13 protein-coding genes are annotated in these 20,219 nt (G+C 60.4%); 4 read left to right on the top strand and 9 right to left on the bottom strand.

The features are described from left to right. Positions 1-9 precede the first annotated feature (9 nt). Entirely contained in the window at positions 10-615 is a 606-nt protein-coding gene (locus VGD45_RS19750) for a hypothetical protein (RefSeq protein WP_331157064.1), read from the bottom strand. 29 nt (positions 616-644) lie between these two features. Between VGD45_RS19750 and VGD45_RS19745 the strand changes: the two genes are divergently transcribed. Beyond that, positions 645-2,123 carry a PLP-dependent aminotransferase family protein gene (locus VGD45_RS19745; RefSeq protein WP_331157063.1) on the top strand — a complete coding sequence of 493 codons (1,479 nt, stop codon included), beginning with the start codon at positions 645-647 and terminating at the stop codon, positions 2,121-2,123. A 22-nt stretch (positions 2,124-2,145) separates the two neighbouring features. Here the strand turns inward: VGD45_RS19745 and VGD45_RS19740 are convergent, their stop codons facing one another. The 3 genes from VGD45_RS19740 to VGD45_RS19730 form a co-directional block, all read right to left on the bottom strand. After that, positions 2,146-2,595 (bottom strand): tannase/feruloyl esterase family alpha/beta hydrolase, encoded by a 450-nt coding sequence (locus tag VGD45_RS19740; protein ID WP_331157062.1) that lies wholly within the window; start codon positions 2,593-2,595, stop codon positions 2,146-2,148. A 29-nt stretch (positions 2,596-2,624) separates the two neighbouring features. Then, positions 2,625-3,131: a tannase/feruloyl esterase family alpha/beta hydrolase gene (locus VGD45_RS19735; RefSeq protein ID WP_331157061.1), complete on the bottom strand. Its 507-nt coding sequence runs from the start codon at positions 3,129-3,131 to the stop codon at positions 2,625-2,627. A 190-nt stretch (positions 3,132-3,321) separates the two neighbouring features. Further along, complete coding sequence (locus tag VGD45_RS19730) at positions 3,322-7,335, bottom strand: hypothetical protein (RefSeq protein ID WP_331157060.1); 4,014 nt, start codon at positions 7,333-7,335, stop codon at positions 3,322-3,324. A gap of 348 nt (positions 7,336-7,683) precedes the next feature. Here VGD45_RS19730 and VGD45_RS19725 point away from each other — a divergent pair, with 348 nt between their 5' ends. After that, positions 7,684-10,467 (top strand): hypothetical protein, encoded by a 2,784-nt coding sequence (locus VGD45_RS19725; protein ID WP_331157059.1) that lies wholly within the window; start codon positions 7,684-7,686, stop codon positions 10,465-10,467. Further along, positions 10,433-11,443: a hypothetical protein gene (locus tag VGD45_RS19720; protein ID WP_331157058.1), complete on the top strand. Its 1,011-nt coding sequence runs from the start codon at positions 10,433-10,435 to the stop codon at positions 11,441-11,443. The genes VGD45_RS19725 and VGD45_RS19720 overlap by 35 nt, the downstream gene beginning before the upstream one ends. A gap of 137 nt (positions 11,444-11,580) precedes the next feature. Here the strand turns inward: VGD45_RS19720 and VGD45_RS19715 are convergent, their stop codons facing one another. Further along, entirely contained in the window at positions 11,581-12,675 is a 1,095-nt protein-coding gene (locus tag VGD45_RS19715; protein ID WP_331157057.1) for a sn-glycerol-3-phosphate ABC transporter ATP-binding protein UgpC, read from the bottom strand. Positions 12,676-12,704: 29 nt separating this feature from the next. On the opposite strand from VGD45_RS19715, the gene VGD45_RS19710 reads away from it, so the two are divergent. Then, the gene (locus tag VGD45_RS19710; RefSeq protein ID WP_331157056.1) at positions 12,705-14,057 is read left to right on the top strand and encodes a GH1 family beta-glucosidase; all 1,353 of its coding nucleotides are present in this window, start codon (positions 12,705-12,707) and stop codon (positions 14,055-14,057) included. Between the two features lie 5 nt (positions 14,058-14,062). Here VGD45_RS19710 and VGD45_RS19705 read toward each other — a convergent pair whose 3' ends face one another. From VGD45_RS19705 to VGD45_RS19690, 4 genes are read right to left on the bottom strand one after another with little or no spacing between them, the layout of a single operon-like run. Beyond that, a complete protein-coding gene (locus VGD45_RS19705) occupies positions 14,063-17,236 on the bottom strand; it encodes a discoidin domain-containing protein (RefSeq protein ID WP_331157055.1) in 3,174 nt (1,057 codons plus the stop codon). Beyond that, the gene (locus VGD45_RS19700; RefSeq protein WP_331157054.1) at positions 17,233-18,054 is read right to left on the bottom strand and encodes a carbohydrate ABC transporter permease; all 822 of its coding nucleotides are present in this window, start codon (positions 18,052-18,054) and stop codon (positions 17,233-17,235) included. Before VGD45_RS19700 ends, VGD45_RS19705 begins: the two co-directional genes overlap by 4 nt. Beyond that, a complete protein-coding gene (locus VGD45_RS19695) occupies positions 18,051-18,929 on the bottom strand; it encodes a sugar ABC transporter permease (RefSeq protein WP_331157053.1) in 879 nt (292 codons plus the stop codon). Before VGD45_RS19695 ends, VGD45_RS19700 begins: the two co-directional genes overlap by 4 nt. Further along, entirely contained in the window at positions 18,926-20,206 is a 1,281-nt protein-coding gene (locus VGD45_RS19690) for a sugar ABC transporter substrate-binding protein (protein ID WP_331157052.1), read from the bottom strand. Before VGD45_RS19690 ends, VGD45_RS19695 begins: the two co-directional genes overlap by 4 nt. Positions 20,207-20,219: the final 13 nt, after the last annotated feature.

Here is a 20,219-nt window from a genome sequence, read left to right as displayed (position 1 = left end):
GGGGGATGCTCAATCCTTCACACGCGTATCCACGGCAATCCAGTTGACTTCCCAGGTCTTGCCGCCGTCGTCCGAAAAAGACTGCTCGAAACGGCATGAGTCCGCGGTGATGTCCGACCAGATATTGCGAACCAGGATGGTTCTGCCCTCGAAGACCTCCTGATCGTAGAACTCGCCGCGGCCATCCTTGAACTCCCCGACCGTGGGCACACTCAGAGTGCCGCTGCTGGCGTTGGCGGAATTCAGGCTCCACTGGCGGGATTGAGGGTTGTACAGGCGCAGCGAGAGCACATGGATGGGACCCTTGGCGGTATCCAACTTGAGCTCGGCAAGGTTGGCGCGGCCATCCCAAACCTTTCGAACGACAGTTGTCCCCTCGAGCTCCACCCAGGTCGTCGAACCGGTCAACGGCCGGACCAGGCGCTTCAAGTTCGTTTTCCAGGTTCCGATCGCGAAGTCGAAGTCGTGGCTCCCATCGCGCCTCTCGGCCGCAGGTTGCGCGTCCGTTGCCGATGCCGTCGAGCTTTGCTGAGCCATCGCGTGCAACGGCAGCCACATCAGCGTGAGGCCGCACGCGAGAAGAAGTTGTCTGCGAACGCTCCCGTGCGAGCTCATGTGGACCTCCAACAAGGCGTGCTCATTCTGTGGAGCGTGCCGTAGACTGTGGCCTTTTCAAAGGTCCATTCTCCGTGACATTCGTAATACCACTTTTGAACGATGGCGAGCCGCTGTCCCGGCAGATCTACCTATGGTTCCGGAAAGCAATCTTGCGCGGGGATATGAAGAGCGATGAGCGCCTGCCCTCGACGCGGGAGTTCGCCGAGCATTTGAATGTTTCGCGTACCGTGGTTGTGCTCGCGTACGAACAGCTGCTCGCCGAAGGGTTTGTTCGCGGCCGGCCGGGATCGGGCACCTATGTGACGCAAGGGCTGCAGGCCAGCCGACCGAGCTCCCGTGCTGGCCGCGCGAATGTGCGACTGTCGCGCTTCGCTCGGTCGGTGGCCGAGGCTGCGCCGAAGATTGAAGTACCCGCGAGGCGCGCGACCTCGCTGCGATACGATTTCGAATACGGCCGAAGCGATATCGAACAGTTTCCGTTCGAAACATGGCGCCGCATGTTGTTGCGCCACGCACGCAAGGCTCCGGTGCGCGAGCTCGATTACGCACCGGCAGGCGGAAGCATGGCGCTTCGCGAGGCATTGACGGCTCACCTGCGTCGCTCCCGGGCAGTGGTCTGCGATCCCTCACAGGTGATCATCGTCAGCGGCTCCCAGCAAGCGTTGGATCTGATTGCGCGGGTATTGGTGGAGCGCGGCGACCGAGTCGCGATGGAGAATCCTTGTTATCAGGGCGCCCGTGAGGTCCTGCGCAATATCGGCGCACGCTTGCTGCCAGTTCCCGTCGATGCAGATGGCTTGAATCCCGCCAGCCTTCCAGAGCGGGCGCGCCTTGCGTTCGTCACGCCGTCGCATCAGTTTCCAACGGGTGCGATTCTTCCGCTGGCTCGTCGCCTTGCGCTACTCGATTGGGCGAGACGAGCGGATGCTTTAGTGGTCGAGGATGACTACGACGGCGAGTTTCGTTACGAGGAGCAGCCGCTGCAATCGCTGCAAGGCCTGGATACCGACGGGCGCGTGATTTATATCGGTACGTTCTCGCGTACGATCTTCCCGGCGCTGCGCATCGGATATCTGATCGTGCCGAAGTCGCTCACTGCAGTGTTCACCTCGGCCAAATGGCTGTGCGATCGGCACACAGCCACGCTGGAACAGGAAACGTTGGCCGAATTCATTGCCAGCGGCATGTACGAACGTCATCTGCGACGCGTCCGCCGCCGCAACACCTCGCGTCGCAAAGTGCTGCTCGAAGCCATCGACAAATATCTTGGAGACCGCGTCCAGGTGACTGGCTATGGCGCCGGTGCTCACGTTGTTCTGTGGCCTGACAAACGCATCGCGGAGTCCGCCGCGCTCGAATCCGCCGGCTCGCGTGGCGTTGGAATTTATGGAATCTCGCCCTACTACCTGACGAAGCCGGCCAGGAGCGGATTCATCCTGGGCTTCTCCCGCATGAGGGAGCCTGATATTCGCGAAGGCATTCGGCGGTTGAGCCAGGTACTCTGAAACCAGCGCAAACGCGATCTGTTCAACGTTGCCGCCGCCGTTCACCGTTTCCAACTCGAGGATCCACGGGCACGAAGCTCGATGCTTCAGTTGCATTGCCTGATCCCTTGTAACGAGCTTCGATCGGATAGGCGAAAATCGGGCGCGGATATTCTGGCGTACTTTCTTGTTTGCTGACATGGCGGCCGACAAGCACATCCGGCGCTTGTCCCTTTTCAGCCCAATTCTCCAGGTAGGTCAGATAGTCGATATCCGAAGGTCCGCGTACACCAGAACCGCAGTGATCCATGCCCGGCACTAGAAATAGTCGAGCAAATGTCCTTACTTCCCGCTCGCCCCCTGCGACTGATTCAACTTCTTTATAGTAATCGATGAGCGGCCCCCCCTTGGTACCCGCAGCGTCCCAGTCCCCATAGAAAATTATTTCCGCCCATGGACTTGAACTGCTGCAAATCAGGATTGCTGGCCCCAAACAGCGACTCAAGGCCGAACCGCATCGGGTCACGGTCGAAATCGAAATCCTCCATCTTCCAGGATGGCGCCTGGCGCCGGCATGAAATACATATAGCGGAACACTTCTTCCGACGCCGCATTGCGCGTGGAGACAGGCTCCAACACACTCAGCTCGGAGCCCGGCGTGAGACCCGTGGAAGCAATCGGTTGTCCGGCGGAATCCACGGGCCGCGAATATAGTTTCTTTGCCACCGCAACCTGCTCTGGATCGAGGCAGCGATCCGATTGACCCACTTTGCATTGGAGCCCCGCGGGATTGAACTTGCAAGTCGCGGGATTGCCAATGATCCCGTCTTTCAGCCCATCATCCTCATCGCATTGACTGAGCGCCTTTTCATGCAGAAGGGTTACGCTGTCCTGGTCGAGCAAGAGCTGATTGTTGCCGTCCCGTGTTGCTCGCGCGACCCAGGCCCTCTGGATCGCCAGATCAGACCAGCTCAGTACCGGGCATCCGGCGATGATTCCATCGATTACCCACGGAAATCGCTGGGCCATGACGAGCCCCTGCGGCGGAGCAACCCTGATGATAGGATTTGATCGCTGAGCTCCCGTGATAGCGCTTCAGAATCTCTTTACCCGCGAGGGCCGTGACATAGGTTCCCCTGAAGCCATAATCGATAACATCCAGGATTCCGTCACGGAAACACACTTAGTGCGGGACTCACGAACTGGCGCCTCTTTCCGTCTACCGCAAGTCCTGCACAGATAACGTGAGCAAAAACTCTCGGAAGGTTTCGAATGCATTGCGGGTGGCGCGGTACTGGCGCGAGTCATCTTTCTCGCTGTCCGCATTGTCCGCCGCCCCTTTGATCGTCAGCACGTGCTTACAGTCACTGCCACCCAGATCGAAGACGGCTTTGTGTGCGCCCCACGCCTCCGTTTCCATGATCAATGCCTTGTCGTTGCATCCTTTCACGACGGCGCGGGCGGCGCTGTTCGTGGAGCCCACTACAGCGTCGCCGCTGCCGAGCGGGCCTTCGAAGATCCCGAAGTCGTGAACGCTGTCCTGCTCGGTATATGAAATGCGTGCGGCTGGCGCTCCTTTGTCGGCGACGAACGAGATAACCGCGCGCTTGAGAAACGAGGAAATGGGCAGGGCCTGCAGCCGGCTCGAAACTTTACCGTCTCTTTCCTTTCTGGGCTCGTAGTAGATCACCTGCGTCGATAGCACCACGTCGAGTAACTTCACGTCTTCGTGTATCGCGCCGGCCATCCCCAACAACACCAGCAACTTCGGCCGGTACCGCCGAACGAAGTCCGAAGCTGTCGTGGCGGCGGTCACGGTCCCGGGATCCGGAAGAAAGGTCATGACAACTCGGAACCGGCATCCGTTGCCGGGTAGCGTCGCGGAATAGAAGAATTTTTCTTCTTGCTTGTAGTCCGCCAGGCCGGACAGGGATGCCCGCACCGCCCGCAATTCCGACGCGGTCGTGCAGACTATGGCGATATCCGCTTTGGTCACGGATTTCTGTGTTGCTTTGGCGGGACGCGTGTTCGTGTGACTCACTTGATAGTGCTTCTCGGTGGGCGCGGCGATGACGACGCTCGAGTCCGAAGACTTCGCCGCGAGACGATCCTGGAACTGCAGTTGGTCCTCATTCGGCTCCAGTTTGTAGAAGCCGCCGCTTTGCAAAGAGGGATGAATGCGACAGGCCGCGACTCTTTCGAAGAACGCGCCGGCGACGCAACGGGATGAGCTGTCGGATTTCAGCGGCTGCTCTTCGCGCCCGATATCGTAAAAACCGAAGATTCGGCTCATTCCCGTGTGAGTCCCGGGCGTCAGGAGGCGTTCCCTCACTCGCTCGAGCAGTCCTCGAGACGAGTCGCCGCGAAAGCCGACGGCGATGATGGGCGCCTTCTCGCCGTCCGGTCTGAACACATATGGATAGGCGCGTCCCGACCCCGAAAGTCGACCATTGAATTCCTTGGTGCATTGAAGACACACACGGTTCAGGGCGGACTCGATGCGGTTTGTCTCCCTCGGGTTCTGACACTCGACCACGAGTACGTGCGGGAAGGTTTCGAAGGGGTTCGGCAAGCCGACACGCGCGATCACATGATCCACTCGAGCGAGCAGTTCGTTCGCATGAATCACCTCGCTGCCCAGGTGCTTGACAGTCCAGGTAAACAGAGCCGTCCGATCGATGTCGGGGCTGCTGACTCGATGCACCGCCCTGATGAGATGGTCTCTGATTCTGTGCTCGGGCTTCGCGGCTACACCGGCTCGGGCCAGCAGGCCATCGTGCTGAGTGACGAGCACGGCCAACTCCGTTTGCAGCTCGGCGATAGCGTCCGGATCGGCTTTCGGCAGCGACATCAGCAGCAGCCGGGCAAGGATGTTGAGTTCGAATATGTACCTGCCCAGTTGCAGCAGCAGCGTGTAGCTCGGGTCCTGGCCGCTATATTTGTTTCTGCTCATCCGGGTGCGGCGAAATGCCTTCAGGTGCACCAGTGCGAACCGTCGATCGGACTGAGTGGCGTTGGACAACTCCATTTCGATCCGTCCGAGCGATTTCTCCGCCTCGTCGAGCAGATAATTCGAATACTTGAATCTCGCGCTGTTGATCGCAGTGAACCACCGTTCGTTGCGCACCACCTGCTGCGATACCAATTCGCCGTTGGCAATCTTCTGGCGAGTGAATCGCCAGGAGCGGCGCATGATGTCGATCTCCGCGGACAAGGCCCCAGCCGTCGACGCCGGTGAATCGCACGTCGCAAGCAAAGTCAGCGTATGTATCGTCAGGAGCGGAGTGTCGGTGCGACAGGCAAGCGTTCCGACGAGCAGTCCCAGTTGCTCGGCCGACTCGACTGCTCGGGCCGCTTCGGGAAGCACGTCGGCATTGACGACCGGGAGATAGTGTGTGCCGGATTGCGAGCTTTCCGCCGAATCGCCCGTCTCGGGCGGTTCGTCCGCTGTCTCAACCACGGACTCGGCAGGCTTCTCCGCTTTCGGCAATTTTTTGAAGTAGCCGTAGTCCGTCAGTACATCCACATAGAACATGCCTTCGTAATGACTATAGATATGCGGTGCGGATTCTTTGACCACGGCGCCGTGCAGTGCGTATCGAACACCGATGGTTCCCGAACTGCCCAAGGCCAGATCGGTGGGATCGACCAGTCGTTCATTCAGCAGTTCCTGGAGCAACAGCACAATCAATTTCTCGAGCCAGGTTCTGGAGATGGCCGGAAAACCCGATGTTTCGAGGAATTTCTGAGCACAGCGCGCGCACAGCTGTCTGAACTGTTCCGCATCGAGCACATCCTCGCCGTATCGATAGGCTCGAAATACCACGTTGCCGTGGTGAGCCGAAATCGGCACTACGAAGCCCCTATCAATGACGTGATCGAGGAACTCCGACAGGATCGCATCGCCGGGTGCGTCGGCGAGCACGGCCGAGACTCTCTGCCGAAGTTGCGCCAATGAAAACCCCTGGTTGAGCCGATCCAGGAGCGGATCCGGCGGCTCGTCGGGGCGAGGTTGCAGTTGCCGCGCCAGGACTTCCCGGGTCTTGTGCAGATACAAGAAGGGCTTGATCAGCGCTGCCTGCAGGTTCCAGGGATTCACGCCGGGCGGGTCGCTGGGCAACTCGATTTCCAATATGTTTGCCGTCGCGGCATGAACCTGGCCGACAGCTGAAAAGCTCAGGCCGCGAGCCGCTATTCTGCTGATCAACGCGGCGGTCGACGGCGAGAATGAAAATCCAGCGAAGCTGGAATCAATGCGCGGCGATACCCGAAGTCCGAGCAGCACACGGGCGTCCCGAATCCAGTGCTCCGCGAGCCGGGCGGCGATGACGAATTGTATGGCGCGCAGCCTGGACGTGGCGGAAATGAAGTTGGCGCGCAGAGTGTCGGCTTCCTGCGTGGAGCAACCGCTGACGATGGCTTCCCAAAGTCGATCGATATCGCCCGTGGTCAACGGATCGAGCACGGCTACCGGCATGACCATGAACCAGGTCGCCTCGTGCTTCCCGATATGTTTGCCGTAGAGTCTCACTTTCACCAGGCGGCACACATCCCGTAGTTCGCTTTCGGCTTCGGGAAAAATCTCAGCATATTTTGCAGCTGTGGGGGTGGAGACCAGGGTACAGACACGGTGCGAGTGCTGAATCGGCGTGGTATGTGTCTGCGTCCCCCAGCCGGGCATACACAGCAATACGGGAAGATCTTTGTCCGGAATCCGGAGGCGACGAATCAGCGGGTAGTCGACCGCGTATGGCATGGGCACGACGGAGATGGCCCGGACCAGGTCCGCGCAGAAGCCGGTCGCTTCCCGCTCGTTCAGACGTAGGAACGGTTCCGTCGGCATGACGCGTTCCTTCTGCCAACTGCTTTCGTTGACGCAGAAGACGATGACGCTGGAGATATGCGCTCCGGCATCGTGCAGCGTGGCGATGATCCTGGCCAGCGTCGATCCAAAGATCACGGTGTCGTCGACGACGGCAACCCGCTTGCCTTTGAGCCAGCTCAGGTCCATGTCGAGAACGCGGTCGGAAAGCAGCGTGCCGCGTAGCTCCGTCAGCTTGAGCCAGACCAGGCATTCGTAGAGGCAAACCGACTTTCTCGCCAGAAAGAGCAGATAATCGGCTTCGATGTGCTTCAGGCGCTTGCCAAATTCAATGAGCTCCCGGCGATGGCTCGGGCTGAAACAACCCAGAAACGCTTCACGGGACCCCTTTTGCCCCGGAGCGGAGCTCATGGGCGCGCTACTGGAAGGTCGATATCCTGTCATCGGCGTGGTTTCAGGATCTCAGGGGAGTTGCCCAGATCAAACAGTATTGTTGTTACATGCGCAAGCCCGGAGATATGTTCTGTTGGCGATGTTTTCTAAACGCTGCGGCCGCGCACCGCGGCAAAAGACAACTGTCGCCGCTCTGTATCAAGTGAGGCCCTGCGGATCGTTTTTCGAGCCGCCCTCGATCTCGGAGCAAGTGGCACTGTCGAACATTATTACGAACTTCTGCATCAGCCTCAGGGATGTTCTTATATATCGCTCTGCGACTTGTATATATAAAGTAAGGCGTGCGTGGTTCTGGATGTGGGGATCATGGACGAAGAACAACAGCTTGGCAAACAAGCGCCGCCGCCGGATCGAAGCGGTCGTCCTGCGATTTTTGTCTGGATTGTCGCGCTTGGCCTGACCTGCGCCGCGCTTCTCTGGTTTCTGTTTCCACAGCCTGACGACGGGCGGATCGACGCACTGCTGTTGTCGATTCCGAACGCTTCGGTCGAGACGGACCTTGAGCGAATACGCATGCGATGTGATGCGGCGCAGTCGCACGAATCCCCCGATCGCAGGCTGCGCGTGTGGCGAGTGCCGGGCAGGCAGGTGGAAGACTGCCTGAGTCGCCTGGCAACCCTGAGCAGTAACGACGTACAAGTCGCTCCAAGGGTGAATTGGCTCTGCTATCCGTTCGCGCTCACCGACCACACCATTCGCTGGCCATGGGAACGGACCGATTCCCGAACACTCCTGTGTCCAGATAAAAATGCGCAGTTCAACTATGTGACAGGATTGCCCCATTCCGCAGCGGGTGATGCGCCGATCTCGGTCGCAGAGATGCCCCTGATGGAACCGCACACGGAGGTGGTTGTCAGCGACCCGCGCACAGGGAAAGCGGCTGAAGCAAAGATCACGAAGGTCACCGTTTCTCCCGGAGGATTCCAGCTCTGGTTTGAATCTGAAAACCTCGGTAACGGAATTATCCATCGAACGGAGCGGATAACCATCGGCGAGATGCATGTGGGTTCGCGAACGTACTCGCTCCAGCCGCAGGGATCCGCCTCTAGCGCCCCCGCCGTTGCAAACGGATCGAACGGCACATACCTCTGGGAACCGAGTAGAACTGTCGAGCCGACGGTTCCGCTTCATTCGGAATCCGCGTCTGCTGGCGCCAACATCGATATGGCGACAGAACAGTCGCTCGCTCTCGCTTTCAACCGTGCCAGACTGACGGAGGAGGAGCGCGCAGCCCAGCAACTTCATGAAACGGAATTCGGAGACGCCTTTCGCGACCTCGACGGCACGGAATTCCAGAGGGTATGTCCGGCCGATCCGAAGATACCTGCTGGACTCTCGCCCGATTCCCCGATTCAGCTTCGACTTCTGTTCGGCTACACGAGTGCGGCAAGAAGCGAAATGGCGCCCAACACGCCCGATTCGGCAGCGCGCGATCAGATCAAGGAATACCTGCAAACGAGACTGACGCTGATCAATGGAGTGCTCGATGCGCAATCGATCCCGGTCAAGCTGATCCTTGCCGACGTGACTCAGATCGTCGGGCTCGATGCCCCAGTGAGTGAGTTTCCATTGCCACCGCCGGATCAGAAAGAGTATACGACGTGGGTGGATGTCGTGGCGAAGGATCTGATCTTCTCCAGGCAGGGATGCCACCTGCGTGAGCAACTTTGCGAGTTTCGAGTCGACGAGACAGCGTCGACACCGCCGGGCTTTTCACTGGACGCTCGCCGGCGTGCCTATGCTGCGCTCGAGCCGGCCTTCGTGCGTGAGCGGCGACTGACGAAGGCCGATGTCGTCACGTTCGTCGTCGGCTCCGGGCAGTTGCCACGTTATCGAGGTCAGGCCGCAGCGATACGAGCCAGCTTCTATTCGTCCTTCTTTTTCGTGCGTTCCGACGCTCTCAACGGGAACGCGACCACATTGGAACATGAGCTGAGCCATCTGCTAGGCGCGCGTCATCAGAAATGCGTTGCATGTGGCAAGGAGTCTGCTTGCGCGCTCCGATTCACCGATCCAACGACCAAATGTCTGTGCCGAGAGCGAGCGGATTGTGAAAACGAGAAGGAGTTCGATGCTCTCGACGCGCAGGCGGGCGCACCGGCAGACAATCACGCATTCACGTTCGTCGCACAATTCGCAACCGGCGCACCGAGGGTGTCGGACAAGCACGTGATGCTCGGGACCATGACGAGCGACTTTTCGCCCACGTTCGACGAGGTCGTCCGCACACAACGCCTGCCGCGGTGGTCGATTGTTCCTACGAAGTTAGTCTCGACGGATCCGCCGCCCGATTACTCCGGACCCAAGCCCTTTCTACTGTCCGATCTCAGCTCCGACCCGCCGTCGTCCAACGAAGGGCGTGTCATCGCCTCATACGCGGCGTGCGCTTCCCGATTCCTCTCGGCCCCGGAGGATAGTTTCACTGCATCCGTGATCGATTCGCCACAATTGCCCGGATTGGAAGTGAGTGAAGATCCACCAGGTCCCTTCGACGCGCCATTGGCGGGGCCGGCGCTGGCGGATCGCTCCGCTCCGATCGGGAATCCTCGGGATGCACAGCGCACCATCTACTTTCGAACGGGCTATCCCTTCGCAGACCACCCGTTCCTCTCGGCGGAGGATGCTGTTGCTCTCGATGAGTTGAAATTTCACTTCGGGATAGAAGCGCTGACGCAAAGCGCTCCGACCGCACCTTCTTTGAAACGAACCCTCTACGTGGAGGGCTACGCGGATCGAGTGGGAAAAGAGAGCGACAACTGTGCCCTCGCCTGGCGACGTGCGACCGCTACAGCCATAGCTCTGTGCGCGCGAATCCCGAGCGCCAGCGTTGGTGTCGAGAGCTACGGCGAGAACTGGCCAAGCGTGCTCACACGCGATAGCGCAGCAGAAGGTAGAAACCGAAGAGTTGTCATCAGCTGGCCTGAGTCAGCGCTCACGCGAGAGGGCAACCCCATCCGCGTCGAGTCGTGCACGTCATTCTTAGCAAGTCTGAAAGACCGGAGGCCCAACTGTGAAACCGAAGCCGCACAAATCGTTCAAGCATTTATTGGCGGTCATGATCTTCGTGTCAGGGGCGGCCTGCGCCGCTGATTCGTCGTCCCTCGCAGCTGCGCAGGTACAACAGATCGATGCATCGCTCAACGGGCAAAGTCTCACGCTCCCGCCGACCTGGTTGCAGTTCAGAGTCGTGAATCTGATTCCCAAAGAAGGCGTGAAGTATGAAATTCGCGTGGTCGAGCGAATGAGACTCGAGCCGGAGCTGGATCTGAAGTCCTTTCTCGGCGGGTCGAAAGGCGACGTCGACGACTGCACGGCAAAGTCAAACGCCATACGCGCAAAGCTGCTCGACGCAGCAAGCGAAAAAGCAGTGAAAGACACGCTGGTCGCGGCGCCAGCGGATCTCACCAAGGCAGGCTGTTCTCAGAGTGCACAGAAGGCGCATGTGGACTCGCTGCGAGCAGTCACGAGTTTCGAAGTCATGAACGTATTCCCGCTCGAGGCGGGGCGCGAAATCTCGGTCCAGGTGGTTCGAGACGGGGCAGTGGTGAGCACTTATAACTTCTATACGCCGGGCAGCGAATGGCTGATCTCATACGGCTTTACGTTCGTGCAAAACAAGGACGATGACTACTTTTCAACGGCTGTCGGAGATCCGGCAGGTGCGTTCGCCATCACCAAGGGTCGGTCGAGCGACGGATACGATTTCGCTCCATCGATTTTCTTTTCGCGACGCACCGACGATCAAAAAGAACATGCCTGGTGTCTGGATTGCCGGATCGTCCCGGCATTCGGGGTCGGCACCGACTTCGAAAACGTCTCCGTGTTTTTGGGCCTCGGCCTCCTGTATGGGGACAACATCATGGTGACGCTCGGTGGCGCAGTGACGCAACAGGCCGAACTTCGCGGGAAGTACAGGAACGGTCAGATTATCCAGGAGGAGCTCGATGAGGACCAATTGACCGAGAAGAAGTGGGGCGGCACCGTCTACTTCGGGCTCACGTTCCGCTTCAACGCCGATACACTCTCGGCGCTTCGTGGCAAAAAGAATTCGAGCGGAGCTGAGTGACCGTACGGCGCATGAGGTATTTGAATGCTGTTGAAGACCGCGCTGAAGCAGCGCTACTGTGCGTGCGCAGAAGGCACGCGCAGTGGCTGCTTCATTCAACCGCGTCACCGGGGCTGCGACTACCCGAGCCGCGACGCCTAAGGGTTGTTCCTGATTCTCGCCCCGCTGTCCGCATCGAAGAAGTGCAGCCGATCCGGCGCCACTTGTAACGTGATGTTCGACCCGAGCGGCGGCAAGTGATACGGCGATGACCTCACGATGATTTGCCACGAGCCCACGCTTGCGTGAATGAATGCTTCGTTGCCGACCGTCTCGATCAAATCCACCAGCACGCTCAACCGGATGTTCCCGGGCGGCGTCGCTCCATCCACGCGATGCAAATCCTCCGGCCGAACGCCGACCACGACGGAGCGGCCAATAGGCAACCCAGCGGGTACAGGAAGCTCTGCGCCCTCGCCCTTGAGCAAGCCCTGCCCCATCGCCGCCGCGTGCAAAATGCCGCGAAAAAAATTCATCGCTGGATTGCCCAAGAACCCGGCCACGAACAAATTCACCGGCCGCTCATAGATGTTCATGGGCGTGTCGATCTGCTGGACGATGCCGCGATCGAGCACGACGATGCGTTGGCCGAGCGTCATCGCTTCGACCTGATCGTGCGTCACATACACCATCGTGGTCTTGAGCGAGCGATGCAGCCGCGCGATCTCAGTACGCATCGCCGAGCGAAGCTTGGCATCGAGATTCGACAGCGGCTCATCGAGCAGGAACACCTGCGGATGCCGCACCAACGCGCGCCCGAGCGCGACTCGCTGACGCTGACCACCCGAGAGCTGCTTGGGCAAGCGCTCGAGCATGGAGTCGAGCTCGAGTCGATCGGCTGCATCTCGAACCCGATCGGCAACCTCCGCCTCCGAATGGCCTCGCAACTTGAGGCCGAAGCCGAGGTTTTCCCGCACCGTCATGTGCGGATACAGGGCATAGCTCTGAAACACCATGGCGATGTCCCGATCGCGCGGCTCCAGATGAGTCACATCGCGCTCGCCGATATGAATGGAACCGCTGGTGGCCACTTCGAGCCCGGCGATCAATCGCAGCAAAGTGCTCTTGCCGCAGCCCGATGGCCCCACCAGCACCAGCAGCTCGCCATCGGCGATATCGAACGACGCGCTGTCGACGCCGACGTGGCCGTTGCTGTAAACCTTACGTACGGCTTTGAGTTTTACTGCTGCCACGCGCGCCCAAGCTCCTCTACACTGTTCGCATGACCACGCCCATCCAATTCCCCAAGGATTTCCTGTGGGGCTGCGCCACATCCGCATATCAAATCGAAGGCTCGCCGCTGGCCGACGGCGCAGGCCCGAGCGTGTGGCATCGCTTCTCTCACACGCCGGGTCGCGTGCAGGACGGAGACACCGCGGATGTTACCTGCGATCACTACCGGCGCTGGCAAAGCGACGTCGACCTGATCCATTCGCTGGGCATGAACTCCTATCGTTTCAGCATCGCCTGGGGCCGCGTGCTTCCCGAAGGGACCGGGCGCATCAACCAAGCGGGCCTGGATTTCTACGAGCGCCTCGTGGACAGGCTGCTGGAACGCGGCATTCAACCCATGGTGACATTGTTTCACTGGGACCTGCCGGCGGCATTGGACGATCGCGGCGGCTGGTTGAATCGCGACATCGCGCAATGGTTCGCAGAGTATGCGGATATCGTGTTTCGCAGGCTCGATGATCGCGTCAAATACTGGACGACCTTGAACGAACCGTGGGTGGTGGTGGATGGCGGCTACATGCATGGTGTGTTGGCGCCTGGTCATCGCAATGTGTTCGAGGCTCCGAGGGCCGCGCATCATCTCATGATGGCGCATGGCGCGGCGGTACAGGCTTACCGTGCGAGCGGACGCAACAAGATCGGTCTGGTGGTCAACATCGAGCCCAAGTATCCGGCGTCGCAAGCGGACGCGGACCTGGCAGCGACGCGGCGCGCCGAAGCGTATATGAACCGGCAGTATCTCGAACCGGCGCTGCTCGGCTCGTATCCCAAAGAGCTGATCGAGGTTTACGGTGAAGCCTGGCCACAGTGGCCGGAGGCCGATCTGAAGCTGATCCGCCAACCCGTCGACTACATCGGCGTGAACTATTACACCCGTGCTGTCGTGCGCGCCGATCCGAATGCCTGGCCACTCGGATCCACCACGGTGAAACAAAAGCAGCACACGCATATGGAGACCGGCTGGGAAGTCTTCCCGCAAGGGCTCACCGATACGCTGCTGTGGATCAAGGACAAGTACGGCAACCCGCCCGTCTACATTACCGAGAACGGCGCCTGCTTTTTCGATCCGCCCCAGGTCGAAGGCCCCGTGCTGGAAGATCCGCTGCGCATCGATTACCTGCGCAAGCACATCACCGCCGTGTACAACGCCATGCAACGTGGCGCGGACATCCGCGGCTACTTCGCATGGTCGCTGTTCGACAACTTCGAATGGGCTTTCGGCTTCTCCAAGCGCTTCGGCATCGTGCACATGAACTACGAAACGTTGCAGCGGACGCCCAAGGCGAGCGCGCATTTCTATTCGAAGGTGATCGCCACGAATGGCGCGGCGCTCGCTGAGTAACCGCTTCATCGTGGAAACACGATGGTGAACGGCAGCTCGTTGATGCGCAGGTCCGTGCCGAGCCAGCGTCCGAAGCCGCGCTGAATCGAATGATTCTTGGGGGGCGCATCGCCCGGCCAGGAAATGGCGATGCCGCCGACGGGCATTTGTTTCAGCGGCTCGACGTGCAACGTAGCCTTCCCGCCTTCGATCTTCAGCGAATAGTTGAGCGGCCCGAACGGCGTGCGCAGGTTGCGCACCTCGAAGCCCTCCTTCTTGGTCCACGCCTCCGGCACGCCCGCCATCAGCACCAATGTCTCATCCGCCTGACGCTCGTACGCGAACATATCCAGCAGCGAACGGCCGTAATCGGAGGCGACCCAGCCATGCGGCATATCGCCGATGAAGCGGCTCTCACGCTCATCGCGCCCCACGACCTCGCCCCACTGATTCCATTCGGCCGGACGGCGGTCGTCCATGAAAAATTCGATCAGCTCCTCGCCGCGGTCGCGCCAGCGAAGTCGTATGAAGGCGCCGAGGTTGCGCCACTCATACGGCGTGTACGCATCCCAGCTCGTGTCGGTGCGACGCGCGACGAACTGTTTCCAATACCGCTCGAACGTGGCATTCAATTCGTTCGGCGGCAGCATTTGCGTCTCGCCGACGGGCGTGAGCGCGATGGTGGTCGAGGTCGCATCGAAGTCGCCCAGCTCGGCCGCGCCGGGCAAGTAATCGATCTTGTGTGCGCGCATGGCGGTGTTGAGCGAGCGATACAGGTCCGAGCGGAATTGATCGCGAGCCTCGATGAATCGAGCCATCTGTTTCTTTTCGTTCAGCGCGCGAGCAATGCGAATGGACGCCTCATAGCCGCCCAGCGCCCAGAAGTTGTCCCAGTACGCATGCATGGGCTTGGCTGAATAGCCTTCGTGACTGATCGACGCCGGCATCAGGCCATAGAACGCCGCCCGCTCTGCCTGCTGGTTTTCCGGCGTACGCTCGGAGAGCCGCAGCTTGTCCATGTACTCGACCGTCTTGATCACCGCTGGCCACATCGAGCGCAGCAGCTGTTCATCGGCGGTGTAGCGGTAGATCTCATCGATCAGGAACAGGAACTCGCCCATGCTGTCGTTCTCCGGCACGGGATCCGCGCCGCGACGATCGACGCAGCAGGGCACTTTGCCGGTGGCGAACTGGAACGGCGCGTACCAGGCAAGGAACTCCTTGGCGACGTCCTCATGGCCCATGCGCAGAAGCATCTCGGATGTCATCGCGCCATCGCGGATCCACGAGCGCTCATACGAACGCGAGCCAGGCTGCAATGCCGGGCCATCGCGATTGATGAGCACGTGTGCGAGCGACGTGCGAAGCGTGTCGTAGAGCGCCTGTTCTGCTTTGGGCAGGACCAGCTCGACGCGATTGAGCTTGTCGCGCCACTGCCGCTCGACATCCGCCTTCGTTTGTGGCGACTGCGAGCTGGTCGCAAGCTGTCGCTGCTGCGAAGCCATTATTCCTTCGCCGCGCGTGCCGCCAGGACCTGCGTGCTGCGGCAGATCCAACACGATCTCGCGACTCTCGCCCGCGCCCAAATCGAGTGTGTAGAGCAACGCGCCGGAAGCGAAGCCACTCTCGTCGGTGATCTTGGTCGGGCCGCTGGCGGCTGCGAGCCACTCGCAAGGCGTATCTGCGGCGAGGGTCACGGCACGGAAGGATTGGGGCGGCGTTTTCGGAAACACGCTGGCCACTTTATCGACGTGGACCGCGCCGTTCTCGAACGACAGATCCTGAATCGGACTGACACCGCCCGCGGTGTTGAGGAATTGCGCCGGCGGATTCACCTGGAACGGACGGACCGTCAATGCCAACGTGTACTGGCGGCGGCTCTTGGTGGGATTGCGAACGGTGTACACCGCTTCGGTGCGCGCCTTGCCCGGCTCGCCGACGCCGTACGCCGTGGTTGCGAGCATCACATCGGAATGCTTCCACTCCACGGTTGGAATCGGCAGGTAGTTGTCCGCGAGCGAGTGTCGAATCGACATGTCCGCCCACGTGAGCCACTTATCGCGCACGCGAATGAACGGCTCGATGGAAAAGCTACCTTTTCGTACTTCGAGCGCGCCATCTTCGGAAAGCATGCTCTCTTCGCTATCGCCATCGACGCCGACGATGGTCCAGTACGTTTGCTCGTTTGAATACGCTCGCGGATAGCAGCCATTGCGTGCGTTCTTCGCGAGCGACTCGATGAACGCATTCGGCGATGCGCCGAACTGCAGATCGCGCACGTGAATCTCAGCGACGCCGACGGCGCCGCCGGGTTTTGGCATCGAGAGCCGGATGTAGCGTGCTTCCGATTCCGGCAGCAAATGCGAGTCTCGGCCGCCGTTGCCAGCTTCGATGGTGCGAACTTTGTTCCAACTCTTGCTGTCCGCGGACAGCTCGATGGTGTAGCGCTGCGCATGCAGCTGCGGCGCCCAATCGATCTCGAGTCCCCCGAATTCCTGCAGCGCCTGCAGATCCAACGTGAGACTCTGATCGTTGCCGCTCGCATCGCTCTGCCAGCTCGTCTTCGCCTGACCATCGATTGCTCGCGCGGCGAGGTGGTCCTCGTCCTGCGAGGTCGCAGTCAAGGTCGGCTTCGGAATCTGCGAGGGCCGCTGAATCGGCTTGATCGCGAGGCGATCGAACCAGAGGCTGCCTTTGCCGCCGTCCATGCCGGCCGCGATCACGAATTCGATGCCGGCGAACGATTTGAGCGTGCGATCGGTGGTGGGTCCCCAGGCGAACTCCACTTGCCGGCGCTTGATGCGAATCTGCTGCCACTCCCCCGACACCTGGAAGTTCGCGCGTCGGAACCACCACACGTTGTCGCCCGACGCATCGACGAACTTCATCTCGAAATGATTGCGGCCTGCTTCGCCGCGCATCCAGAACGAGATCTCGTAGTCCTCCGGTAGCGTCACCGGCAACTTGCGAGTCGCCGCCGCATAGCCGGCCGTGTTGTTGAGGTTGTATTCGAGCACGAGTGCATTGCGATCCACGCCCTTCGCGGCATGCACCGACGCATCGACCCCATCGGAGGCCAGTGACTTCCATTCGACCACGTTCTCCATCTCATCGAGATACCGCTGCTCCAACTGCGGCGCCTTCTCGGCCGCAAGCGCAACCAGAGGCGACAACAGCAGTGCCCAGGCAAACGCCCTCATCCCTTCACACTCCCCGCCAGAATGCCGGCAATGTAGTAACGCTGCAGGGCGAGGAAGAGCACCAGCACGGGCACGACCGTGATGACCGCGCCCGCCATCATCAGCTCGTTATCCTGGACGTGCTCCCGTGACAATCCCGCGAGCGCCACCGGCAGCGTGTGTAGTTTTTGATCGGTCAGCACGATGAGCGGCCACATGAAATCGTTCCACGTGGCAAGAAACGTGAGAATGGCCAAGGTCACCAGGATCGGCTGCAAAAGCGGCACGACCAGCGACCAGAAGATCTTCGCCTCGCTCGCGCCATCTATCCTGGCCGCTTCCAGCAGCTCATCTGGCAACGACAGCGCGTACTGGCGGATCAGGAAGATGCCGAAGACGCTCGCCATGACGGGCACGATCACCCCGCCGTAGGTACTGATGAGCCCCATCTCTTTGACCAAAGCGAACAGCGGAATCATCGTGACCTGCGCCGGAATCACCAGAGCGCCCAACAGGATCTGGAAGATGCGCTCGCGTCCTTTGAATTTGAGCTTGGCGAACGCGTAGCCCGCCATCGTGTTGAGCACGAGCGCGATCAGCGTGCCCAGGCTCGCGACGATGGCGCTGTTCATCATGTAGCGGCCGGCGTTGTGGTTGGCGAACAGTTGCCGATAGTTCTCCAACGTCGGCTCCGCCGGCAGCAGCGGCGGCGGATAGGTGCTCGCAGCGCCCGTCGGCATGAACGACACCGACAGCATCCAAAGCAGCGGGAACGCCGTGAGCACGGCGCCCATGATCAGCAGCAGATTGACGATGATCGCGGGGCCCGTGCGCTTCATCGATCACCCCTCTGCCGCCCAAGGCGCAACTGAAACGCCGTCACCAGGAACATCAACACGAAGAGCAGGAACGCGACTGCCGACGCCCGCCCTAGGCTCCACCACTTGAACCCCTCCTCGTACATGAAATACAGCACGCTCAACGTGCTCTGCAGCGGACCGCCTTCCGTCATCACGTAGGGCTCGGCGAAGAGCTGGAAATAACCGGTCATGGTGAGGATGCTGACCAAGAGCAGCACGGGCGCGATGCCTGGAATGGTGATGTGACGAAACACCTGCCAGCCTGAAGCGCCGTCGATACGCGCCGCCTCGTAGAGATCTTCAGGAATGTTCTGTAGCGCCGCCAGCAGAATGATCATGTTGTAGCCGAAGTTCTTCCACACCGCGAGCACGACGATGGCAGGCATCGCCCAGTGGGGATCGCCCATCCAATCGATCGGATCGATGCCCACGCCGCTCAGTGCGTAATTCAAGAATCCATAACGCGTATGGAAGATGTAGCGCCACACGACCGCCACTGCGACGAGCGTCGTGACCACCGGGGCAAAGTACACGGTGCGAAAGAAGCTGCGGAAGCGACCCAACTTGGAATTGACGAGCAGCGCCGCACCCAGTGAGGCGCCGATGGACAGCGGCACCCCGAGCACGACGAAGTACAGCGTATTCCACAGCGACTTCCAGAACAGCGGATCCTGCAGCAACGTCCCGTAGTTCTGAAAACCGATGAACCGCAGGTTCCGCCAGTCGCTGAGCGCGTACAGATCGAAATCGGTCAGGCTCATCAAGAGCGCGCCGATGACCGGCACGAAGAAGAACACCCCGAGCACCATCAGCGCCGGCCCGACGAACCACCAGGCAGCCATCGAGCGTTTCATGACGTCCCCGGCAAGGTGTTTCGCTCGAGCATCCAGCGCCGCTTCGCAAGGATCGCATCGGTTTTGCGATCGAGCGCGATGACCGCCTCATCGACGGTCTGCACGCCCTGCACCACTCGCTCTCCAGCGAGGCGCATCTCGGTGGCGATGCGTTCCCACTCTGGCACTTTCGGCGGCGAGCGCACCCGATCCAACTGCGCAAGAAACGCCCGCGCATAAGGCGACTCGACCAGCGCCGGCATCGCCCATGAACTGCGCCGGGAAGGCATATCGCCCGTGAGATCGTAGAATCGTTGCTGTACGGCCGGCCGCGATAGATATTCTGCGAGCAGCCACGCCTCAGCCTTCGCTTGGGAGCTCTTGAACACGACCAGACTCGATCCGCCAGCACTCGATAACCCTGGTCCGTCCGGCCCGGGCATGGTGGCCGTCATCCACTCGTTCTGCAGCGACGGCGGCAGCCGGCGCTTGAATTCGGCAATGTTCCAGGGGCCGGAGATATAGAACGAGAAGAACCCGCGGCCGAACTCATCCCACACGTTGGAGATCTGAGTGTTGGTCATGCGTGGCGCAAAGCCGCGATCGAACATGCTGTCGTAGAACGTCAGCGCGCGCTTGAAATCGTCACTGCGAAAATTTCCATACCGCCCACCGTCGCGCAGCAGTTCCGAGGGCAACTGCAACCCCAGTACCAGCAACGGCTCGAACTCATTCACGGGCAGCAGCACGGAATATCGATCTGGCCCGACGACCTGCTTGATCGCGCCGAGCATCTCGCTCCACTCCTCCCACGTCTGCGGCGGCTCATCGAAGCCCGCCTCACGCAGCAGATCGCGCCGGTAATAAAGCAACCGAGTGTCGACGTACCAAGGAATCCCAAACAACGTCTCGTCGAGGCGATTCGACGCGAGAATGCCATCGAAGTAATCGTCGAGCTGGATTTCCCTGGACCCCGAAACGTAGCCATCGAGCGGCTCGAGCGCATCGAGCGCGGCGAACTCCGGAATCCAGGTATTTCCGAGCTGACACAGATCCGGCAACGTCTCGCCCGCATACGCAGTCAGCAACTTCTCGTGCGCCACCGTGAACGGCATCTTCTGCACGTTCACCAGGATCTGCGGATTCTCCTGCTCGAACCCACGAATCAACTCGGCAGCGATATCACCCTCGCGGCCCGCGCCCCAGAACGTGAGTTCCTTCCGATCCGAGGAGCGGCCGCAGCCGGCGAGCGCGAACGCAGCGCCAGAGAGCGCGGCGATCGCCTGGCGACGATTCATCCCTGCGGCGGCT

It is taken from the genome of Steroidobacter sp., from assembly GCF_036402275.1.
GTDB lineage: Bacteria > Pseudomonadota > Gammaproteobacteria > Steroidobacterales > Steroidobacteraceae > Steroidobacter.
Note: the sequence above shows the minus strand (reverse complement) of the source record. Positions and strands in the feature narration are given on the sequence as shown.

Excerpts from the sequence above, each read along its gene's own strand:
- VGD45_RS19750 (WP_331157064.1), bottom strand. The coding sequence starts at position 615 with ATGAGCTCGCACGGGAGCGTTCGCAGACAACTTCTTCTCGCGTGCGGC.
- VGD45_RS19735 (WP_331157061.1), bottom strand. The coding sequence starts at position 3,131 with ATGGCCCAGCGATTTCCGTGGGTAATCGATGGAATCATCGCCGGATGC.
- VGD45_RS19730 (WP_331157060.1), bottom strand. The coding sequence starts at position 7,335 with ATGAGCTCCGCTCCGGGGCAAAAGGGGTCCCGTGAAGCGTTTCTGGGT.
- VGD45_RS19725 (WP_331157059.1), top strand. The coding sequence starts at position 7,684 with ATGGACGAAGAACAACAGCTTGGCAAACAAGCGCCGCCGCCGGATCGA.
- VGD45_RS19720 (WP_331157058.1), top strand. The coding sequence starts at position 10,433 with ATGATCTTCGTGTCAGGGGCGGCCTGCGCCGCTGATTCGTCGTCCCTC.
- VGD45_RS19710 (WP_331157056.1), top strand. The coding sequence starts at position 12,705 with ATGACCACGCCCATCCAATTCCCCAAGGATTTCCTGTGGGGCTGCGCC.
- VGD45_RS19705 (WP_331157055.1), bottom strand. The coding sequence starts at position 17,236 with ATGAGGGCGTTTGCCTGGGCACTGCTGTTGTCGCCTCTGGTTGCGCTT.
- VGD45_RS19700 (WP_331157054.1), bottom strand. The coding sequence starts at position 18,054 with ATGAAGCGCACGGGCCCCGCGATCATCGTCAATCTGCTGCTGATCATG.
- VGD45_RS19695 (WP_331157053.1), bottom strand. The coding sequence starts at position 18,929 with ATGAAACGCTCGATGGCTGCCTGGTGGTTCGTCGGGCCGGCGCTGATG.
- VGD45_RS19690 (WP_331157052.1), bottom strand. The coding sequence starts at position 20,206 with ATGAATCGTCGCCAGGCGATCGCCGCGCTCTCTGGCGCTGCGTTCGCG.